Below are 21,199 nucleotides of genomic sequence, written 5' to 3' on the forward strand. Positions count from 1 at the left end.
CTCCGGTACCCGAGGGCCAGATAAAAGGGGGCGAACTCGAGCTGAATGACGCGGACGGCGGTGTCCTGCGCGATGCCGGCGAGCTGAACGGTTCGGCCGCCGGTATAAAGAAAAACGGCGGCTAGGTCGAAACCCGCCGCCGATTTTAGTAAGGCCAGTACGGATCAGTACACGCCTTGCTGCAGCATGGAATCGGCTACTTTGACAAAGCCTGCAATGTTGGCCCCGTTAAGGTAGTTGACCAGTTTGCCCGGCGACTGGTCGCTGTATCGTACGCAGCTCTCGTGGATGTCGCGCATGATCGCATGCAGGCGGGTTTCAACTTCGTCGCGCGACCAGTTCAGGCGCAGGGCGTTCTGGCTCATTTCAAGGCCGGAAACGGCCACGCCGCCGGCATTGCTGGCTTTGCCCGGTGCGTACAGCACACCGGCGTCGATGAAGGCCTGGGCGGCGTCAAGGCTGGTAGGCATGTTGGCGCCTTCGGCCACGCAACGCACCCCGTTCTTGATCAGCATGCGCGCATCTTCGATCTCGAGTTCGTTCTGAGTGGCGCAAGGCAGGGCGACATCGACCGGAACATGCCAGGGACGTTTGCCGGCTTCGTAAACAAGTCCTTGCTCTTGGGCAAAGGTTTCGAGACGACCTCGGCGGGTGTTCTTGAGCTCGATAAGCGCAGCCAGCTTTTCTGGCGTAAAGCCGGTCTTGTCGACCAAGCATCCGTGCGAATCGGAAACCGTAAGCACCTTGGCGCCCATCTGCATGCATTTTTCGATGGCATATTGGGCCACGTTGCCCGAGCCCGAGACCGAGACCGTCAGGCCGTCGAGCGACTGGCGCATGTGCTTGAGCATTTCTTCAGCAAAATAAACCGTGCCATAGCCCGTGGCTTCGGGGCGGATAAGGCTGCCGCCGAAACTGATGCCCTTGCCGGTAAACACGCTGGCCGACGAGTTTGAAAGCTTTTTCATCATACCGGCCATAAAGCCGACCTCGCGGCTGCCCACGCCGATATCGCCGGCAGGCACGTCGGTGTCGGGGCCAAGATGGCGATGCAGTTCGATCATCAGGGCCTGGCAAAAACGCATGACCTCGCCGTCGGACTTGCCCTTGGGGTCGAAGTCGGAGCCGCCTTTGCCACCGCCCATGGGCAGGGTGGTGAGCGCGTTCTTAAAGGTCTGTTCGAAGGCCAGAAACTTGAGAATGGAAAGATTGACCGACGGATGAAAACGCATGCCGCCCTTGAAGGGGCCGATGGCCGAACTGTGCTGTATGCGGAATGCACGGTTGACCCGCACCTTGCCGTGGTCGTCTACCCACGAAACACGAAACTGGATCACTCGCTCAGGCTCGACCAAACGTTCGAGCAGGCCCATTTCGGCGTAGCGCGGGTTTTGTTCGATAAAGGGCCACAAGCAGGCCATGACCTCGTGCACAGCTTGCATGAACTCGGGTTGATGCGGGTCGCGGGCCTGTACCTGGTCGAGAAATTGATTAAGTGTAGGTAGTGTCATCAAGTGGGGTGCTCAGTGTTGCGCACTGAGCCTACCTGACGGCAGACTCAGCCGTGTTGTAAAAGCGTTTCTGATTATTTTTTCATCATGTCGAAGAATTCGGCATTGGTCTTGGTTGCACGGATCTTGTCAAGAATGAATTCCATGGCTGCAACGTCGTCCATGTCGTGAATGAACTTGCGCAATACCCAGACTTTCTGCAGCAGGTCGGGCTTGATAAGAAGTTCTTCGCGGCGAGTGCCCGATTTGTTCAGGTTGATGGCAGGATACACCCGCTTTTCGGCAAGACGACGCTCGAGGTGAACCTCGGAGTTGCCCGTACCCTTGAATTCTTCGTAGATGACTTCGTCCATGCGGCTGCCGGTTTCGATAAGGGCCGTGCCGATGATGGTCAGCGAGCCGCCTTCTTCGATATTGCGCGCAGCGCCAAAGAAGCGTTTGGGTCGTTGCAGTGCATTGGCATCGACGCCTCCGGTCAGCACCTTGCCTGAAGCCGGCACGACGGTGTTGTAGGCGCGAGCCAATCGGGTGATTGAGTCAAGCAAAATGACCACGTCTTTTTTCAGCTCGACCAGGCGCTTGGCTTTTTCAATGACCATTTCGGCCACTTGCACGTGACGGGTGGCCGGCTCGTCGAAAGTGGAGGCCACGACTTCGCCGCGCACCGTGCGCTGCATCTCGGTAACTTCTTCAGGGCGCTCGTCGACCAGCAGGACGATCATGGTGGCGTCGGGGTAATTGGTGGTGATGGCATGCGCAATGTGCTGCATCATCACGGTTTTACCCGATTTGGGGCTGGCGACGATCAGCGCGCGCTGGCCTTTGCCCAAGGGGGCGAAAATATCAAGAATTCGCCCTGTAATGTTTTCTTCGCTTTTGATGTCGCGTTCGAGTGTCATGACCTGATCCGGATGCAGCGGGGTCAGGTTCTCGAACATGATGCGGTGCTTGATGGCCTCGGGCTGCATGCCGTTGACCTTGTCCACCTTGACCAGCGCAAAATAGCGCTCGCCGTCTTTGGGTACGCGCACCTCACCTTCGATGGAGTCTCCGGTGTGCAGGTTGAAGCGCCTGATCTGCGAAGGCGAAATATAGATATCGTCTGTGCTGGCCAGATACGACGTTTCGGGTGAACGCAGGAAACCGAAGCCGTCGGGCAGGACTTCAAGAACGCCGTCTCCGAAAATTTGCTCGCCTTGTTTGGCGCGCTTTTTCATGATGGCGAACATGATTTCTTGTTTGCGCAGGCGGCTGGCGTTATCGATGTCCAGGCTCGCGGCCATTTCGAGCAATTGCGAAACGTGCAGCGCTTTTAGTTCTGTGAGGTGCATGAGAAAAAAGAAGGGGGTTCGTGCAAAGTTGGTGGCGGACCCGGGACGGGTCCGCGCGCAAACGCAGCAATTGCGTTTAAACGGATTCGTCTAGAAAAGCGGCCAACTGGGATTTGGACAGTGCGCCCACCTTGGTTGCGGCGGGTTTGCCGTCTTTGAACAACATTAAGGTCGGGATGCCGCGAACGCCGAACTTGGCGGCAGTATCGGGATTTTCGTCGACATTGAGTTTTGCTATGGTAACACGGCCCTGATATTGCTTGGCGGCTTCGTCAAGCAGCGGGGCGATCATTTTGCATGGGCCGCACCAGGCTGCCCAATAGTCGACCAGAACGGGGCCTTCGGATTGCAATACCTCGGCCTCGAAGCTGGCGTCGCTTACGTTTCGTATTAATTCGCTCATAGTGATAAGGATGGAGTGTGCTTAAAAAGTGCAGTGGCCAACACAGGACGCCAAGTGTTTTATTAATTGGGGCGTCAACTTTTTGCCAGATTTTTCCAAGCATACCACTGTCGGGCCTGGCCTGTATATTCCTGGGGGTACTGCAGCTGTTTTTCACGAGCATCCGTGCCGCGACACGCCATGCCGATACCTTCCTGTTATTGGAAGCGTCCGGCGGGCCCGCAGTCGCCCCGTTTCGACCCGGCCTTTGGCGGCGGTTGACGCCGCTGCCCGCAATGTTCGTAAAATACTGTTTTTTCATCCACCGAAAACTGGGGATAACTTGGCTACATCAGCACGTTACGACGAAGCGTCCATCCGGGTCCTGAAAGGGCTCGAACCGGTGCGTCAGCGGCCCGGCATGTACACCCGCACCGACAACCCGCTGCACATATTGCAAGAAGTCATAGACAATGCTGCCGACGAAGCACTGGCGGGCTATGGCAAGCAGATCAAGGTAACCTTGCATGTCGATGGCAGCGTCTCGGTTGAAGACGACGGCCGGGGCATACCGGTTGGCCTGCATCCCGACGAGCAGGCGCCGGTTGTGGAAATCGTTTTTACTCGGCTTCATGCCGGCGGCAAGTTCGATAAAAAAAGCGGCGGCGCATACGCTTTTTCGGGTGGCTTGCACGGGGTGGGCGTATCGGTAACCAACGCCTTGTCCAAGCGTCTTGAAGTCACCGTGTGGCGCGACGGACAAGAACATCAGTTGGTATTTGCCGACGGCAATGTGGTGCAGCCCTTGGCCCAAACCGATACGGCGGCACGCCGCAAAACCGGCACTCGCGTGCGCATGTGGCCGGATGCCAAGTATTTTGACACCGCCGCCTTGCCCATGGCCGAATTGGTTCATTCGCTGCGGGGCAAGGCCGTGCTGCTAAGCGGTATCAAGGTGGTGCTGGCCAACGAAAAAACCGGCGAGACCATGCAATGGCAGTATGAAGACGGTCTCAAGGGTTACTTGAACGAGGCCTTGGCCGACGCCGAAAAAATCGTGCCCATATTCGAAGGTCGCCAGTACGCCGGCGCCGACGACGAAAACTACTCCGAAGGCGAGGGGGCACATTGGGCGGTGGCATGGACCACAGAAGGCAACGTCATGCGCGAGTCCTATGTCAATCTTATTTCCACACCCGCCGGCGGCACGCACGAAGCCGGCCTGCGCGAAGGCCTCTTTAATGCGGTCAAGTCGTTCGCTGAGTTGCATGGCCTGATACCCAAAGGGGTTAAGCTGCTACCTGAAGACGTATTTGCTCGAGCCAGTTTTGTGCTTTCCGCCAAAGTGCTCGACCCGCAATTTCAGGGACAGATCAAAGAACGGTTGAATAGCCGCGATGCAGTGCGCCTGGTCGGAGGCTATGTCAAGAATGCACTTGAGCTGGCCATGCACGCTAACGTCGATCTGGGCAAGAAGCTGGCTGAAACTGCTATCCGACAGGCCCAGGCGCGGGCGCGTTCGGCGCAAAAGGTCGAAAAGCGCAAAAGCTCCGGGGTGGCCGTATTGCCCGGCAAGCTGACTGATTGCGAGTCGTCCGATGCCTCGCGCACCGAGCTTTTCCTGGTCGAGGGCGACTCAGCCGGTGGTTCGGCCAAAATGGGGCGCGACAAAGAATTCCAGGCGGTCCTGCCTTTGCGCGGCAAGGTGCTTAACTCGTGGGAGGTCGAGCGCGATCGCCTGTTTGCCAACAACGAGATCCACGATATTTCAGTCGCAATCGGCGTCGACCCGCATGGGCCGCAAGACCAGGTCGATCTTTCCAACCTGCGCTATGGCCGTATCTGCATACTGTCCGACGCCGACGTCGACGGCTCGCACATCCAGGTCCTGCTGCTGACGCTGTTCTTTCGGCATTTTCCTCGTCTGGTCGAGGCCGGCCACGTGTATATCGCCCGTCCGCCGCTGTTCCGTGTCGACGTGCCGGCGCTGGGCAAGCGCCCGGCACGCAAGCTGTATTGCCTTGATCAGGGCGAGCTTGAAGCCGTGCTTGATCGTCTGCGCAAAGAGGGCGTAAAAGAAGGCTCCTGGAGCATCAGCCGCTTCAAGGGCCTGGGCGAAATGAGCGCCGAACAGCTTTGGGACACCACCATGAACCCGGACACGCGGCGCCTGATGGTGGTGGCCTGCGGCGAGTTGGGCGTTGAAGCCACGCTTAACATGTTCGACATGCTGATGGGCAAGGGCGAGTCGGGCCGACGTCGCACCTGGCTCGAAGAGAAAGGCAACTTGGCCGACGTCGACATTTAAGAGTCAGAGAGCAACATGGACAACACACAAGCAGGTTTATTTGAAGGCGGCGACGACGGCGACGCCCTCGTATTGGGTTACTACGCAGAACAAGCATATTTGGATTACGCGGTGTCGGTGGTGCGTGGGCGTGCTTTGCCCGAAGTGGCCGACGGCCAGAAACCTGTGCAGCGCCGCATTTTGTACGCCATGGACGCCATGGGTCTGGGCCCCGGCGCCAAACCGGTCAAGTCGGCGCGCGTGGTGGGCGACGTGCTGGGCAAGTATCACCCGCATGGTGATCAGGCCGCCTACGACGCCATGGTACGCATGGCGCAAGATTTCTCGCTGCGCTACCCGCTTATCGACGGCCAGGGCAACTTTGGTTCGCGCGACGGCGACAACGCGGCGGCCATGCGGTACACCGAGGCTCGGTTAACGCCTTTTTCGCGTTTGTTGCTCGACGAGCTTAACGAAGGTACCGTTGATTTTGCCCCCAACTACGACGGCAGTCAGCAAGAACCCATGCTGCTTCCGGCGCGTCTGCCAATCATGTTGCTTAACGGGGCGTCGGGCATTGCAGTGGGCATGGCTACCGAGATTCCCTCGCACAACCTGCGCGAAGTGGCACAGGCCTGCGTGGCGCTGCTCAAGAACCCCAAGCTCAGCGACGAAGATCTGCATCAACTTGTGCCCGGCCCCGATTTTGCCGGCGGTGGGCAAATTATTTCGTCGCCCGACGATATTGCGCAAATCTATCGTAGTGGCCGTGGCTCGATCAAGGCGCGAGCCCGGTGGCGCTTTGAAGAGCTGGCTCGCGGGCAGTGGCAACTGGTGGTGTACGAGCTGCCTCCGGGCACTTCGACGCAAAAAATTCTTGAAGAGATCGAAGATCGCACCAATCCCAAGGTCAAGCCCGGCAAAAAAAGCCTAAGCGCCGATCAGCAGCAAACCAAGGCGCTGGTGCTGGGTGTGCTTGATGCGGTGCGCGACGAATCAGGTAAGCAAGACGCTGTGCGACTGGTGTTCGAGCCCAAGACCAGCAAGGTCGATCGCGACGAATTCGTCAACCTGTTGCTGGCCCAGACCAGTATGGAAGGCAGCGTATCGATCAACCTGGTTTGTATCGGCACTGACTCGCGCCCGGCTCAACGGCCGTTGCGGCGCATTTTGACCGAGTGGCTGGGTTTTCGCACCGAAACGGTCACGCGTCGCACTCAATACCGCCTCGACAAGGTGACCGACCGCATTCACGTGCTTGAAGGTCGCATGGTGGTGTATTTGAATGTGGACGAAGTCATTCAGACTATTCGTGAATCCGACGAGCCGCGCGCCGCGCTGATGCAGCGTTTTGAACTGTCCGAGAGGCAGGCCGAAGACATCCTGGAGATGCGCTTGCGGCAGTTGGCGCGGCTTGAAGGCTTCAAGATCGAAAAAGAACTGGCCGAACAAAAGGACCAGCAGCAGCGCCTGAGCGAGTTGCTGAGCAACCCCGCGTCGCTCAAGAGAATGATCATCAAAGAGATCGAGGCCGATGCCAAGCAATACGGCGATGACCGGCGTACGCTGATTGAAGCGGCCGAAAGGGCGGTGCTTGAAAACCGTGTGGTCGATGAACCGGTTACTGTCATTGTTTCGCAAAAGGGGTGGCTGCGCTCGCGGCAGGGGCATGGTCACGATGCTTCGCAATTCAGTTTCAAGACCGGCGACGCCCTGTATGGCGTCGTCGAATGCCGCAGTACCGACAACCTCGTGGCCATTTCAAATACTGGGCGGGTATACACAGTGGCGGTGTCAAGCCTGCCGTCGGCGCGCGGCGACGGACAGCCCATCACTTCGATGGTTGACCTTGAGCCCGGCGCCCGCATTGTGCATATGGTGGCGGGGGACGAAAACACGCGCTATGTCATTGGAACAAAGCTGGGTTATGGGTTTATTGCTACCCTTAAAGGCATGACCACGCGTCAACGCGCAGGCAAGCAGTTCATCAGCCTTGAAAAAGACGACATGCTGCTCAAGCCCTTGGTTTTGCAAGGCGATGACAGCCACCTGGCCATGCTCAGCACCAAGGGCAGATTTCTTTTGATCGAGCTGGCCGAACTGAAGAACCTTTCCGGCGGCGGTCGCGGCACGGTGTTGATGGGTCTGGATGCCGGCGACGGCATTGCGCAGTGGGTGGCGACCGGTCCGGCCGGGCTCATCGCCGAAGGGGTGTATCGAAACCGGCACACCGAGCAGTTGCTGGATACCGCAGGGCTGGCTCCGTATTTGGGCAAGCGGGCGCGCAAAGGCAAGGTGCTTGATCTGAAGATCAAGCAGCCGGTGTTGCGGCGCGTTTGATTGATGCGCGTTTAAAATAGGCTTGGTCTAGTTCTTTATAGGCGCCGGTTTGAGTTCTTTATACCGTCGGTTTGAGTTCTTTACACCGCCCAGACTGACTTGCGGTGATGGCTGGCCTAGGTCGCGTCTGGTGGTGATTTTTGGTGGTGGCTTTGATGGCCGAACTTGATTGAAGGTCAGTACCACTTTATTGATTGTTATGGATGAACATGCGGTATGAGTTTTAAGGTCAAGGTTCTGCCCAGCGGGCACGAGTTCGAGGTTTCGCAGGGCCAGTCCGTGCTGGACGCGGCCATGGGGGCGGGTATTGTGCTCCCCTACAGTTGCCGTACGGGTGCGTGTTCTACATGCAAGGGCAAGGTGGTCTCGGGCAGCTATCAGGCCGGCTCCAGCCCTGAGCAAATTCTTTCGTCCAAAGAGCTTTCCGAGGGCTACACGCTGTTTTGCCAGGCAAAGCCCACGTCCGATCTGGTGATCGAGGCACACGAAATTCGCATGGCCAGCGATATTCAGATTCGCAAGATGCCGGCGCGGGTCATGGGGCTCGAAGACCTTGCTCATGACGTCAAGGTCATACAGCTGCAGTTGCCCCCCTCCGAGCCGTTTCGCTATTACGCGGGCCAGTATGTTGAGTTCATACTGAAGGACGGCAGCCGGCGCAGTTACTCCATGGCCTGTGCACCTAACGAAAAGAATCTGGTCGAGCTGCACTTGCGCCACATGCCGGGCGGCTTGTTTACCGACCACGTGTTCGGCGTTGGTGCTACTCAAATGAAACTTCGCGAGATCCTGCGCGTCGAAGGCCCCTTGGGGTCGTTCTTTTTGCGTGACGACAGCGACAAACCGATTGTGTTTTTGGCAAGCGGTACCGGCTTCGCCCCCATCAAGGCCATTGTCGAGCAAATGATCGCTCAAGGCAGCACGCGGCCTGCGGTCCTGTATTGGGGTGGGCGCCGCCCGCGTGATCTGTATATGAACGAACTGGCACAGGAATGGGCGCGCACACTGCCCAATTTCTCGTATGTGCCGGTGGTGTCCGAAGCGCTGCCCGAAGATGCCTGGCATGGCCGAACGGGGTTGGTGCACCAGGCGGTCATGCAAGACCTGCCCGATCTTTCCGGTCATCAGGTGTATGCCTGCGGTGCCCCCATCGTGGTGGAAAGTGCGCGTCGCGACTTCATTCACGACTGCGGGCTGCCCGATGATGAATTCTTCGCCGATGCGTTCACTTCGCAGGCCGACGTGCACTGAGCGGCGTTTTGCCGCCCCACGTAGCGAAGCGATGTTTAAAAGGTAATAACCATGAAAGTAGCGGTACTGGGAAGCGGAATAATCGGTACTGCCACCGCTTGGTGGCTGGCCCAGGCCGGGCACGAGGTCGTGGTCATCGACCGCGAAAGCGGGCCCGCGCAGGAAACCAGCCGCGCCAACGGCGGCCAGATCTCTGTTTCGTATTCCGAGCCCTGGGCCAATTCGCGCATGCCGCTGCGTTTGCTCAAGTGGCTGTTGTCCGACAAGGCGCCCATTTCGTTCCGGCCCCGGTTGGATCTGCGTCAATGGGCCTGGGGCCTGGCATTTATGCGCGAATGCATGCCGTCGCGCCTGGCTCCCAATATTCGCGCCATGGTGGCCATGTCGGAATACAGCCTGGCCACGCTCAGGCAGATGCGAGCTGATCTGAACATTGAGTACAACCATCTGCAACGGGGCATACTTAATTTCTATCAGGATCCCGTAGAGTTCGACGCCTCACAAGACGCCGCCGATCTGATGCGCGATTTTGGGCTGGATCGGCGCATTGTGACCGCAGACGAAGTGGTGCAGATCGAGCCGGCGCTGGCGCCGGTGCGTGCCAGCATAGTCGGTGGCGATTACACGGCCGACGATGAATCCGGCGACATCTATATGTTTACGACCGAGCTTGCCCGACGGGCCGCGCAGGCCGGGGTGGAGTTTCGCTTTTCAACCCAGGTCAGTCGCTTGCTGGCGGACGCGGGCCAGGTGAAGGCGGTTGAACTTATCAATGCCCAAGGGCTTTACGAGACCTTGCGCGCAGACGCCTATGTGGCGGCGCTGGGCTGCTGGACCCCGCAGCTTGTGACCCCCCTGGGGGTGCGCTGCCCTGTGTACCCGGCCAAGGGCTATTCAGCCACCTTCGACATTGTTCAGCCTGAAGCAGCCCCCATGGTCAGCCTTACCGACAGCGCACATAAGGTGGTGTATTCGCGGCTGGGCAACCAGCTGCGCGTTGCCGGAGTCGCCGAGCTGGGCGGGTATTCGCGCGCACTGAATACAACTCGATGCGAAAACTTGCGTAGTCTGACACATGCATTGTTTCCAAACGCGCTCGATTTTGATAATGTTCGCTTTTGGTCCGGGCTTCGCCCGTCCACACCTTCCAACGTTCCCCTTATTGGTCGCACGCGCATTCCCAACCTGTATCTGAACACAGGTCATGGCACGCTGGGATGGACCATGGGCGTGGGGTCTGGCCGGGCGTTGGCTGATCTTATCTCTGGCGTTCAGCCGGAGCCCGAGTTTCCTTTTCTGGGTTAGTCACATGAAAGTACATGGTGTTTTCGGCAACCGGTTCGTGCTTATGCCGAAAGCGGTGGGTATGGCGGCCGCCTTGGTGGGCCTGGCTGCAGCGTCGTCGGCGACCTGGGCGGCTGATATTACTGTCTGGCACTCCCTGAACCCCCACAACGCTGCTGCCTTTGAAAAACTGGTCAAGCAGTTCAATCGCCAGAGCAATGACGTTTCGGTACGGATCGAATCATTCGACTCCCCCGAAGCGCTCGATCAAAAATTTATTGCTGCGGCCAAAGGCAAGGCGCCCAACCTGGTTCAGCTCGACGCACGGCGCTCGCCCGACGCGCACGACGGCAATGCCAACGTCAAGCCGCTTCATTCACTGTTGGCCAAGCCGCCCCTCAAAGACATCAAATGGTTTGTACATCCTGAAAACGGGTTTGCGCGCGACGACAAGGGGCGCCTGATGGCGTTTCCGTACATGGCCGAAGTGCCGGTCATGTTCTACAACATTGCCGCATTTCAGAAGGCAGGGCTGACACCGCCCCGGCCGGAACGCGCCTGGTCCGACCTGCAGGGCCAATTGGTCGACCTGGCCAACAAAGCGACACGTTATTGCCCCGCCACCAGCGATCAGGCCGTGTCGATCAACCTTGAAAACCTGGCTGCGGTCAACAACCAGTTCTTCACATCGAGTCAAAACGCCAAAGCCAAAAAGAACCTGCCTTCGTTCGAGTTCGATACGGTGTATGTGCGCCACTTGTCCTTGATGATCAGTTGGGTACGCAGCGAGCTCATGGTCAAGCCCGAGCTCGAAGGCCAGGCAATTCAACGATTCGCCAATAATGAATGTTCGGTATTGTTGAGCGAGTCGGGCCGTCTGGGTTCGTTCCGTGATGTCCGCTCGCTTGATTTTGGCATTTCGGGCCTGCCGTACTACCCGCAAGTGACTAAAAAGCCGGGCAATCCATTTGTGGACGGCGCTGCCTTCTGGCTGACCGAAGGCCAAACCGCCGATCAGGAAAAAGCCGTCGCCCAGTTTCTGGCCTGGCTGGCCCAGCCCGAAAATGCGGCATCTTGGTATCAAGAAACCGGCTTCCTGCCACTGACCGAGCAAGCCTTTGCGGCAACAGGCGACAGCTACTACAAGAACCTGGGCGACTGGCGAAACCTGGTGGCGGTTTACAACCAGAAGCCCGCCATTACGGCAAGTTCGTTCCGTATCCGAAACTACCCCAAGATCCGTGCAATGTTCCACGAGACTTTGCAACGCGCGCTTAGCGGTGAGCAGTCTGCGCCAACGGCACTCAATACCGCCTCGACTCAGGCGACGCAGATCATGCGCGAAAAATAGGACACCCATGACCGATTTGTCTGATTTCCCAATTACCAAGAAATGGCCTGCGAGGCATCCCGAGCGTATCCAGCTGTATTCGCTGGCTACACCCAACGGGGTAAAGGTTTCGATCATGCTCGAAGAAACCGGCTTGCCCTACGAAGTACATCGCGTTGGCTTTGACACCAACGACCAGCTTTCACCCGAGTTTCTGTCGCTGAATCCGAACAACAAGATACCGGCAATCATCGACCCCAACGGCCCGGGCGGGAAACCCCTGCCGTTGTTCGAATCGGGCGCCATCCTGATGTATCTGGCTGATAAAACCGGCAAGTTCATATCGCAGGATCCGGCCACCCGCTACGAAACCATTCAGTGGCTGATGTTTCAGATGGGTGGCGTGGGCCCCATGTTCGGTCAACTGGGCTTCTTTCACAAATTTGCCGGCAAAGATTACGAAGACAAGCGTCCGCGTGATCGGTACGTGACCGAGTCAAGGCGTTTGCTCGGCGTGCTTGAAGGTCGGCTGCAGGGGCGTGACTGGATCATGGGTGCTGACTACAGCATTGCCGACATGGCCATCTGGCCGTGGGTGCGTAACCTGGTGGGCTTCTACGAGGCCGGCGATATCGTCGGCTTCAAAGACTTTCCCAATCTGGCTCGGGTGCTCGCCGCATTTGGGGCCCGGCCTGCCGTTGCCAAGGGGCTTGACGTACCGCCCCGAAACTGAGCAGTCGCCCGCCGGCACGGTCAGTGGCTTTTGCGCGTAGAATCCCGTTCAAAATCAAATGAACAAAACGGAGGCGTAATGAGCTATGACATTATCGTGGTGGGGGCGGGCCATAATGGTCTGGCAGCGGCGGTTCATCTGGCCGCGCAAGGTAAAAAAGTGCTGGTGGTCGAGGCACGCCCCGAGGCGGGTGGTGCTGTAAAAACCCAGGCTCTTACGCTGCCAGGCTATCGGCACGATCTTTTTGCCATGAATCTGTCGAACTTTGCAGGGTCGGCGTTTTGCGCTCGCTACAAAGATGAACTCACCACCCATGGGCTCGAATTCTTACCCGCCCAGCATTGCTTCGCATCGGTTTTCCGCGATGGCACTTCGTTAGGTGTGGGGGTGAACCTGGAGCAGACCGCATCAGCCATTCACGACTTCTCGCCCAAAGACGCCGTGGCCTGGAGCCAGATGGCCGATCGCTTCAAGCAGGTAGCGCCGCATCTGTTCGGTCTGTTGGGTTCGCCCATGCCCTCGTGGGGCAGTGTCCGAACCTTGTTCAAGGCGTGGCGCGAGCAGGGTATGGGTGGGGTGTACGAGCTCGTGCGGCTGGTTTTGTCTTCGCCGCGCGACTTTCTTGATCGCCATTTTGAAAGCGAGAAGCTCAAGGCCACCATGGCGGCTTGGGGCCTGCATGTCGACTTTGCGCCGGATGCCGCCGGGGGCGCTTTGTTTCCGTATCTTGAGTCGATGGCCAACCAGAACTTTGGCATGGTGATCGGCAAGGGCGGGGCAGACACCATTATTCGCGCCATGACCAACCTGTTGAGGGCGAAGGGCGGAGAAATTATTACCGGTATCGCAGTAAGTCGCATAACCGTGGAAAATGGCGCAGCGACGGGGGTGGTGCTTGAAGATGGTCGCACGTTTACGGCTACACAAGGGGTGATTGCCAACTTGAATCCCAAGCTGGTCTTCGGTCGCTTGTTGCCGCAGGGCACTGCCCCGGCGTCGTTCGAAACCAAGGTTGAGGCATTCCGCCAGGGACCCGGCACCATGATGATTCACCTGGCCACCGACGGCCTGCCTGATTGGCGGGCGGGCGAGCATCTGAAGCAATATGCTTACGTGCACGTGGCTCCCGACATGGCAATGATGTCGCGCGTCTACGCCGAGGCTGCCGCCGGCTTGCTGCCGGCCGAGCCAGTGGTGGTGGTGGGTCAGCCCACCGCCCTTGACCCGTCGCGTGCGCCCGAGGGCAAGCACGTGTTGTGGCTGCAGGTGCGCGTGCTGCCCGCGCAGATTCGCGGCGATGCGCTGGGTCAAATTACCGACCTCGACTGGCAGGCCTGCGGCCATGCGTATGCCGAACGGGTGCTGGACCTTCTGGAAACCTACGCGCCGGGTTTGCGGGGCAAGATCCTGGCCCGCCACGTCATGACACCGGCTGACATCGAGCACGAGAACGCCTGCCTTATCGGCGGCGACAGTCTGGGTGGCAGCCATCACCTGGATCAGAACTTTTTGTTCCGGCCGGTTGCGGGTTACTCGCGTTACCGTACGCCCGTCAAGGCGCTGTATCTGTGCGGCGCATCAACCTGGCCGGGCGCGGGTACCGGCGCGGGTTCGGGCTTCATGCTGGCCAACATGCTGGCAAAATAGGTTTATTTGTACAGGCTGGGGCAATATGGATTCCGAACAACGCTTTATCGACATAGAAATCAAACTTACCGCACAGGAAGACCTGACCCAACAGCTTGGCGACCTGGTATACGAACAACAAAAGCAACTGGACGAGCTGCGCGCCTTGTACAGAGTACTGGCACAACGCTTCAGCCAAGGCGAGGCCGATGGGCCCGACCCTTACACGCAAGAGCGTCCGCCGCATTATTGATGGATTCGGTGCGAACTGAAGGCCCCCGCCCGCTTTTATGAAGCTGGATTACGGCGGGTCGAGTGGCGTTAGGCAAGGCTTCGGCTCCGGAGCCCGGCGGTTCAAGTAGCGGCTAGGCAAAGCTTTGGCGGCGGCGCAACAGCGCCAGATAGACGCCGCTGTTGCCTGTTATAAGCAGCGTGGCCAGGCCCACTTGCATCGTTCTGGTCAGGCCGGGCGGATAGATCAGCGACCCGACATAGTGCTGTATGAAGCCCGAGTCGTAGGTGGCTTGCCCCGCCATGGCCCGCAAGTAGTCTTCTAGCGGGGTCAGAGGGCAGATCCAACCCATGGACACTACTGTTGCTCCCCATGCCAGGGCGGGCAAATGCAGCCAGGCTAGCCGGGGCCGCCAAAGTACCGCCAGGCCGCCAACGACTACGAAAGCAACAAACAATCCATGAACAAGCAGGACGGCATCAGCGGCCAGCGCGTAATTCATGCCGGTCAGCTCTTGTGGCCCAGTCGTTCGAATGCCCCGCTGCTTGCAGCACGCCGCTGGGGTACGGCTGGGGGGCTTGAGCGTGTGGCGCTGCGGAGGGTGGGCTCGCAGCGTTAAAATCAGCGTAATTTTGTTCCATTACAAAAATCATGTGCGTTCCATTCTGTTCGACCCGGTACACCTTAGGCACCGGCGCCAAGGCGTTTGATGCATGGGCCGGCCCCACAGCACGCACCGCTATGTGCCGCTTGGCGGCTGCATGATGCGGGGCGACACCACCAATTTCCGCGAGCTGTTTCTTGGCGATCTTCCATTGTTGGACGTTCGTGCGCCCATAGAGTTTCATAAAGGTGCGTTTCCGCAAGCGGTAAATTTGCCGCTTATGACGGATGCTGAGAGGCACGAGGTGGGCATTCGTTATAAACGGCAAGGGCAGGCGGCCGCCCTTGCTCTGGGTCACAGTCTGGTGGCTGACGAAGTCAGGGCCGCGCGTCTTGCGGGATGGATGGCATTTGCGGCGGCCAACCCGAAGGGTTACGTATATTGCTTTCGGGGGGGGCTGCGCTCGAGCATTGTTCAGCAATGGCTGAATGAAGCTGGGGTGGCTTACCCTAAAGTGGCGGGTGGCTACAAGGCCATGCGTCAATTCTTGATCGACCAACTGGAGCAGGCGGCGGCCGAATGCAAATTAATGGTGCTGGGCGGCATGACCGGTACGGGTAAGACCGATGTGCTGCAGCAAGTGCCGTATGGTTTGGATCTGGAGGGGCACGCCCACCATCGGGGCTCAAGCTTTGGCAAGCACGCCCTTGGCCAGCCGGTACAGATCGATTTCGAAAACCGCCTGTCGATAGATATTCTCAAGAAAAGGGCAGCGGGGTACGAAGGCCTGGTGCTCGAGGACGAAAGCCGCATGATCGGAAGTTGCAGTCTGCCCCTGCCGCTGTATCAGGCCATGCAACACGCGCCCATTGTTTGGCTTGAAGACAGCTTCGATCAAAGAGTCGAACGCATTTTGCGCGATTACGTGGTTGATTTGTGTGCCGAGTACACCGGGTTGTTTGGTGAAGATGCCGGCTTTGAGCAATTCGCTCAGCGGCTGCGGTGTAGCCTGGACAAACTCGTTCGGCGCCTGGGCGCAGAGAGGCATCAGCGCCTGGCGGCATTGATGGATGCCGCGCTATTGAGTCAATCACGTAGGGGTGCCATTGACGCACACCGCGCCTGGATTTCAGCGCTGTTAAGCGAGTACTACGACCCCATGTACGTGTATCAGCGCGGTCTGAAAGCCTCGCGCATCGTGCTGGTCGGCAGCCGGCACGAGGTGCTGCAGGCCTTGCGGGAAAACGCCTTGCCTGCCTGGCATCGCGCCCCTAACCGCTCTGTGTCGTAGTTCTTGCCTCTAGTGGTTCAATTTGGCGCTGTATGTTTGCAGGACGGCATTGGCCACGGCCAGCATGGGGCATGCCACCCCTTCTGCTTGGGCACGAGCGAGCATGTCGCCCACCAGGTGGTCCCCTTCAATGGGCAAGCCCGCACGCATGTCCCGGTACATCGACGAGTTGAAGTCGGAGTTCGGGTTGGTCAGGGCACGTTCAAAGCCCGCAACGGCCTGGGGGTGCATGGGGTGGCCGGCCGCCTGTGCGGTTTCGACGCACTCGCGTAGCAATTGCACAGCAATGGCGCCGCCCGCCTTGCTGCGCATGTACTCGCCCACAGTGCCCTGCAACAGGCAGTTGGCTGCGCCCAACGCAGCCATGCGGCAGAATTTGTCCCACATGTCGTCGATGATGTGGTCGCTTAGCTCGACATCAATACCCGCGTCCGACAGTAGTTTCCATGCGGCCTGCGCCTTGGCTCGCTGGCCGGCGCTGCGCGCGCCTATTGTCAGGCTGCTATAGGCGTTGCTGACCTGAATGCGGGTGGGCGAGGCCAGCGTGGCAACGGTTTTGGCAATGCCGCCCAAAACCCGTTCGGACCCAAAGGCCTGATCCAGCCGATCGAGGTGGCGCAAGCCGTTCAGCAATGGAAGCAGATGGGTTGCCGGGCCAACGGCAGGGCCGATGTCCTTGATGACGCTTTCAAGCGCGGGCGCCTTGCTGGCAAGGATGATGAGGTCGTAGTCGGAGGTGAGCTGCTCGGCCGTGACCGTATTGGGCTGAAATGCAATGGCCGCCGTGGGCAGCTCGAGTGTGAGGCCTTGGGCGTCGATCAAGGCTTTGCGCGGGACACGCAGTAAAAAACTGACGTTGGCACCGCGTTGATGCAAATGCGCGCCAAACAGGCCGCCAACCGCGCCGGCGCCGACAACTAGAACTCTCATTTCTGTTACACCCTTTGTACTTGCAAGCCACAATGATACGGCAGATGAAAGGCAACTTTACGCGAGCGGCCGCACTGAACCGAATGCGGCGGGCAGCTTGCAACTACAAGCGCAGCAGAAGCTACAACAGCTTGTCCAAAGTAATGGGCAGTTTGCGCACGCGTTTGCCGGTGGCATGAAAGACCGCATTGGCGATGGCGGCTGCGGCCCCCACGATGCCGATCTCGCCAACGCCTTTGACCCCTAAGGGGCTGACCATACCGTCGGGTTCATCGACAAAAATAACGTCCATATCGTGCACGTCGGCATGACAGGGTATGTGGTACTGCGCCAGGTTGTGGTTCATGATGCGGCCCAGGCGATGATCGAAAAGGGCTTCTTCATGCAAGGCCATGCCCAGGCCCATGACCATGCCGCCTAAAATCTGGCTGGTGGCTGTCTTTGGGTTGATGATGCGTCCGGCAGCCACAGCGCCCAACATGCGGGTCACGCGTACCACTCCCAATTGCTCATCGACCCGCACCTCGGCAAACATGGCCGCGTGTGTGTTGCGGGCCTTGCCGTCGTTTCCGGGTGGTTCAACAACGGCCGAGGCCTGGATCGTGTCCGGGTGCACTTTCGCCGCCAGTTGCGCCAGCGCAGTGTCGCCCACTGCGCCACCGGCCAGTACTTGCAGTTCTTCGGCCAGGCTCTTGCAGGCGCGATGAACCGCAGCACCGACCGACGCAGCCATGGCTGAGCCGCCGGCAATGGGCGACTCAGGCAGATCGGACTCGCCAATTTCCACCCGTATGCGCTCCAGGGGCAGGTCCAGGGCACCTGCAGCGATTTGCGCCAGGATGGTATAGGTGCCCGTGCCGATGTCGGTGGCGGCTGTTCTGACACTGACCGTACCGTCAGCGTTCAGCGCTGCCGTCGCCCTTGCGTGCAGCACCAGGGCTTCCCATATGCCGGTCGCCACGCCATAGCCGATCAGCTCTTTGCCTTGGCGCATCGAGCGGGGGTCATGCCGGCGCTTGTACCACCCAAATCGCGCAGCGCCGATTTCGTAGGCACGCTTCAATGCTTTGCTGGTGTAGGGGCGCCCGGTTATCCCGTCGTTTTCAGATTGATTCATCATTCGCAAGACTAATGGGTCCATGCCGTTGGCATAGGCCAATTCGTCCAGTGCGATCTCCAGCAGGTTTACGCCGGTAGCCGCGCCGGGAGCACGCATATTGCCGGGTGTGGGTGTGTCCATGGGTGCCACACCGTAGTCGAGCCGCAAGTTGTCGCACCCATACGCGATGGCACCCCACTTCAGCAGGTTTTCGGAATAAGTCTGGACGCGTGCCGTGCTGGTGGTGGCGTGTATGTCCATGGCCGTGAGGCACCCGCGAGTATCGCAGGCCAGTCGTACCGCCTGCACTGCCGAAGGCCTGTGCACGTGCGTGAACATCTGTTGACGCGTCAACACCACCCGCACAGAGCGTTTAACGAGCAGGGCGGCCAGCATAGCCAAATAGGCCTGGTATTCAGGGCGCAGGCCTGAGCCGAAGGCGCCTCCCACGTGATGATTGATGACCTTGATCGTGTCGGTATCCAGTCCGAAAGCCTTGGCCAGTTGCTGCTGCGCGTTCTGCGAGCCCTGGTTCTTGTCGTACACCACATATCCGCCGTCGTGCAGATGCACCGTAGTGGCGTGCATTTCCATGGGGTTGTGGTGCTCCATGGCCAACTCATAACGGTTCTCGATTCGCGCGGCGGCCTCGGCAAGTGCGGCCTCGACCTTGCCTCGATGCAAGTTGCCCGGCACTTTCGTTTCCGGGGTGAACCGTTGTGCAAGCGCCGTTTCAAGGCGGGTGTTGTGGGGCTCCGTTTCGTATTCAGCACGTACCAGCATGGCCCCTGTGCGTGCCGCTTCGAAGGTTTCGGCAATGACCAGGGCGATAGGCTGGCCGTTGTAAGCAATGACGTCGTCGCGCAGGACCGGGAAGACAGACTGGGAGATGGAGGCCTCGCCGTTGTGCTGCTCGTACCAGGGCACATGCGGACGGTTCTCGTGGGTCAGTACCTCGACGACGCCGGCGACACGCCTGGCCTGGTCCTGGTGCAGCGTTCGTATGCGGCCGCGTGTTACATCGGCGCTAACCACCACGCCGTACAGCAGGCCCTGTGGCTGGAACTCTGCCGCGTATCGTGCGCGGCCCGTCACTTTAGCCACGCCGTCGATACGATTTAGCGGGGTGCCTATACCTGGTCTGAGGCTCATGAGTTGCTCCTGGGCGACGGAACGCGTTTGTTTACTTGCGATTGTGGCGTCCGACCAGCGGCTTGGGCCAGAGCGCGTCGAATGGCCCGGTGTGCAAGTTCGATCTTGAATCGGTTGTCGCCCTGGCTGGAAGCATCGCGCAGCAATACATCGGCAACCTGCGCGAACGTCCGTTGTCCGGGAGAGTGACCGAGCAGCAGGGCTTCGGCCTGGGCCAGCCGCCAGGGTTTGTGGGCCACCCCGCCCAATGCAATGCGCGCCTCGGTGATTCGGCCGGCATTGTTCAGATTCATCGCAGCCGCCACCGACACCAAGGCAAACGCGAACGAGAGGCGGTCTCGGATCTTCAGATAACTGTAATGCGCGGCGAAGCCCTGCGCAGGCAGTTCGACATTCAAAATAAGCTCGCCGTTGCGCAAAGTGTTGTCGTGCTGCGGGGCGTCGCCCGGTAAACGATGAAACTCTAAAAAGGGAATGCTGCGGCTGCCGTCCGGTCCGATGACGTTGACCGTGGCGTCCAGCGCCGCCAGCGCAACGCACATGTCGGAAGGATGAACGGCAATGCAGTGTTCGCTTGCGCCCAGAACGGCATGGATGCGGGTGGCGCCGCCGATGGCAGTGCAGCCCGTGCCCGGCTCGCGTTTATTGCAGGGGGTGGCAGTATCGTAAAAATAATAGCAACGCGTGCGCTGCATCAGGTTGCCGCCGGTTGTGGCCATATTGCGTAGCTGCGGGCTGGCTCCCGCCATCAGGGCGTCGGCCAACAGAGGGTAGCGGGCTTTTATTTCCGGGTGGGCGGCCAAGTCGGCGTTGCGCATCAGGGCTCCGATGCGCAAGCCCCCGTTGGGCAAAGGCTCGAGCGTGTCCAGGCCCAGATGGTTGATGTCGACTAGGCGCTGGGGGCGCGCCACGTTCTCTTTCATCAGATCGAGCAGGTTGGTGCCCCCGGCGATAAAGCAGGCCCCCTCGCTCGCGGCCTGCACGGCCTGGTCGATACTGGTGGCGCGTTCATAGCTGAACGGATGCATTACTTCACCTCGCCGGCGTGCACTTGTTCAATGGCCGAGACAATGTTGCGATAGGCGCCGCAGCGGCACAGATTGCCGCTCATGTATTCGCGAATCGCGGGGCGAAGGTCGTTGGTGTGCGCCTGAAGGTGCTTTTCGTTCAATAGGCCCAGGGCCGAACAGATCTGGCCGGACGTGCAATAGCCGCACTGGAAGGCATCGTGTTCAATAAAGGCTTGTTGCAATGGGTGCAATCGGTCGGCGTCCGCGAGGCCCTCAATCGTGGCGATGCGAGCGCCTTCGTGCATAACCGCCAGGGTCAGGCAAGCATTGATTCGGCGCCCGTCGACCAGCACCGTGCAGGCGCCGCACTGGCCGTGATCGCATCCCTTTTTGGTGCCGGTCAGTTGCAGGCGTTCGCGCAGCGCGTCAAGCAAGGTAACGTCCGGGCCAAGGTCCAGTTCGTGCGCCTGATCATTCACATTTAGGCTGACTGGGACGGTCGGCAAGGCTTCCTCCTGATGGACGCTCAATTTGTAATGTTGTAATGTCAGACACAGCAATTGGCGTGCCACCTTCGAGGCCGTAGCGGCAGCAGGCGTCAGGGCGCATCAATAGGATGGGCCTTTCGAAACCCAACCGCCAGCCGGTTCCAGACGTTGATGCCGGCAATGGCCAGACTGATCTTGGTCACATCGGCGGGCGAAAAATGCTTGCAGATGGCCTGGAAGTCAGCGTCGGGCGCGCGGGTTTCAGCGACCAGGGTCAGCGCGTCGGTCCACGCCAGCACGGCTCGCTCCTCAGATCGG

General features: G+C 59.3%; 18 protein-coding genes. 9 read left to right on the plus strand and 9 right to left on the minus strand.

Features of this window, described 5'->3' with window-relative positions:
• Positions 1-164: 164 nt before the first annotated feature.
• From gdhA to trxA, 3 genes are all read right to left on the minus strand, one after another.
• On the minus strand, positions 165-1,511 hold the full coding sequence (gdhA, locus tag VL003_RS04115) for an NADP-specific glutamate dehydrogenase (protein WP_325439854.1): 1,347 nt from the start codon (positions 1,509-1,511) through the stop codon (positions 165-167).
• 74 nt (positions 1,512-1,585) lie between these two features.
• The gene (gene rho, locus VL003_RS04120) at positions 1,586-2,842 is read right to left on the minus strand and encodes a transcription termination factor Rho (RefSeq protein ID WP_325439856.1); all 1,257 of its coding nucleotides are present in this window, start codon (positions 2,840-2,842) and stop codon (positions 1,586-1,588) included.
• Between the two features lie 76 nt (positions 2,843-2,918).
• The gene (gene trxA / locus VL003_RS04125; protein ID WP_325439858.1) at positions 2,919-3,245 is read right to left on the minus strand and encodes a thioredoxin TrxA; all 327 of its coding nucleotides are present in this window, start codon (positions 3,243-3,245) and stop codon (positions 2,919-2,921) included.
• Positions 3,246-3,567: 322 nt separating this feature from the next.
• On the opposite strand from trxA, the gene VL003_RS04130 reads away from it, so the two are divergent.
• The 8 genes from VL003_RS04130 (at position 3,568) to VL003_RS04165 (ending at position 14,328) form a co-directional block, all read left to right on the plus strand.
• Positions 3,568-5,532 (plus strand): DNA topoisomerase IV subunit B, encoded by a 1,965-nt coding sequence (locus VL003_RS04130; protein WP_487047243.1) that lies wholly within the window; start codon positions 3,568-3,570, stop codon positions 5,530-5,532.
• Between the two features lie 15 nt (positions 5,533-5,547).
• Entirely contained in the window at positions 5,548-7,851 is a 2,304-nt protein-coding gene (gene parC, locus VL003_RS04135; RefSeq protein ID WP_325439859.1) for a DNA topoisomerase IV subunit A, read from the plus strand.
• 216 nt (positions 7,852-8,067) lie between these two features.
• A complete protein-coding gene (locus VL003_RS04140; RefSeq protein ID WP_325439861.1) occupies positions 8,068-9,102 on the plus strand; it encodes a CDP-6-deoxy-delta-3,4-glucoseen reductase in 1,035 nt (344 codons plus the stop codon).
• Between the two features lie 51 nt (positions 9,103-9,153).
• Positions 9,154-10,407 carry a D-amino acid dehydrogenase gene (locus VL003_RS04145; RefSeq protein WP_325439863.1) on the plus strand — a complete coding sequence of 418 codons (1,254 nt, stop codon included), beginning with the start codon at positions 9,154-9,156 and terminating at the stop codon, positions 10,405-10,407.
• A gap of 4 nt (positions 10,408-10,411) precedes the next feature.
• Positions 10,412-11,737 (plus strand): extracellular solute-binding protein, encoded by a 1,326-nt coding sequence (locus VL003_RS04150; RefSeq protein ID WP_325439865.1) that lies wholly within the window; start codon positions 10,412-10,414, stop codon positions 11,735-11,737.
• Positions 11,738-11,744: 7 nt separating this feature from the next.
• Positions 11,745-12,449 carry a glutathione S-transferase N-terminal domain-containing protein gene (locus tag VL003_RS04155; RefSeq protein ID WP_325439867.1) on the plus strand — a complete coding sequence of 235 codons (705 nt, stop codon included), beginning with the start codon at positions 11,745-11,747 and terminating at the stop codon, positions 12,447-12,449.
• Between the two features lie 78 nt (positions 12,450-12,527).
• Positions 12,528-14,096: a phytoene desaturase family protein gene (locus tag VL003_RS04160; RefSeq protein ID WP_325439869.1), complete on the plus strand. Its 1,569-nt coding sequence runs from the start codon at positions 12,528-12,530 to the stop codon at positions 14,094-14,096.
• Between the two features lie 25 nt (positions 14,097-14,121).
• A complete protein-coding gene (locus tag VL003_RS04165; protein ID WP_325439871.1) occupies positions 14,122-14,328 on the plus strand; it encodes a SlyX family protein in 207 nt (68 codons plus the stop codon).
• Positions 14,329-14,440: 112 nt separating this feature from the next.
• Here the strand turns inward: VL003_RS04165 and VL003_RS04170 are convergent, their stop codons facing one another.
• On the minus strand, positions 14,441-14,809 hold the full coding sequence (locus tag VL003_RS04170; RefSeq protein WP_325439873.1) for a DUF2784 domain-containing protein: 369 nt from the start codon (positions 14,807-14,809) through the stop codon (positions 14,441-14,443).
• A 262-nt stretch (positions 14,810-15,071) separates the two neighbouring features.
• Between VL003_RS04170 and mnmH the strand changes: the two genes are divergently transcribed.
• Entirely contained in the window at positions 15,072-16,202 is a 1,131-nt protein-coding gene (gene mnmH, locus VL003_RS04175) for a tRNA 2-selenouridine(34) synthase MnmH (protein WP_325439883.1), read from the plus strand.
• 9 nt (positions 16,203-16,211) lie between these two features.
• Here mnmH and VL003_RS04180 read toward each other — a convergent pair whose 3' ends face one another.
• From VL003_RS04180 to VL003_RS04200, 5 genes are all read right to left on the minus strand, one after another.
• Positions 16,212-17,132, minus strand: a complete 921-nt coding sequence (locus VL003_RS04180; protein WP_325439875.1) for a ketopantoate reductase family protein — start codon at positions 17,130-17,132, stop codon at positions 16,212-16,214.
• Between the two features lie 121 nt (positions 17,133-17,253).
• A complete protein-coding gene (locus VL003_RS04185) occupies positions 17,254-19,383 on the minus strand; it encodes a xanthine dehydrogenase family protein molybdopterin-binding subunit (protein WP_325439877.1) in 2,130 nt (709 codons plus the stop codon).
• A complete protein-coding gene (locus tag VL003_RS04190) occupies positions 19,380-20,411 on the minus strand; it encodes an FAD binding domain-containing protein (RefSeq protein WP_325439879.1) in 1,032 nt (343 codons plus the stop codon). The genes VL003_RS04185 and VL003_RS04190 overlap by 4 nt, the downstream gene beginning before the upstream one ends.
• Positions 20,411-20,995, minus strand: coding sequence for a (2Fe-2S)-binding protein (locus VL003_RS04195; RefSeq protein ID WP_414708238.1), 585 nt, complete (start codon positions 20,993-20,995; stop codon positions 20,411-20,413). The genes VL003_RS04190 and VL003_RS04195 overlap by 1 nt, the downstream gene beginning before the upstream one ends.
• A partial coding sequence (locus tag VL003_RS04200) for a carboxymuconolactone decarboxylase family protein (protein ID WP_414708237.1) occupies positions 20,992-21,199 on the minus strand: 208 nt, incomplete at its 5' end. The genes VL003_RS04195 and VL003_RS04200, both read right to left, overlap by 4 nt.

Source organism: Pusillimonas sp. (assembly GCF_035515275.1).
In the GTDB taxonomy this organism is placed as follows: Bacteria; Pseudomonadota; Gammaproteobacteria; order Burkholderiales; family Burkholderiaceae_B; genus Pusillimonas.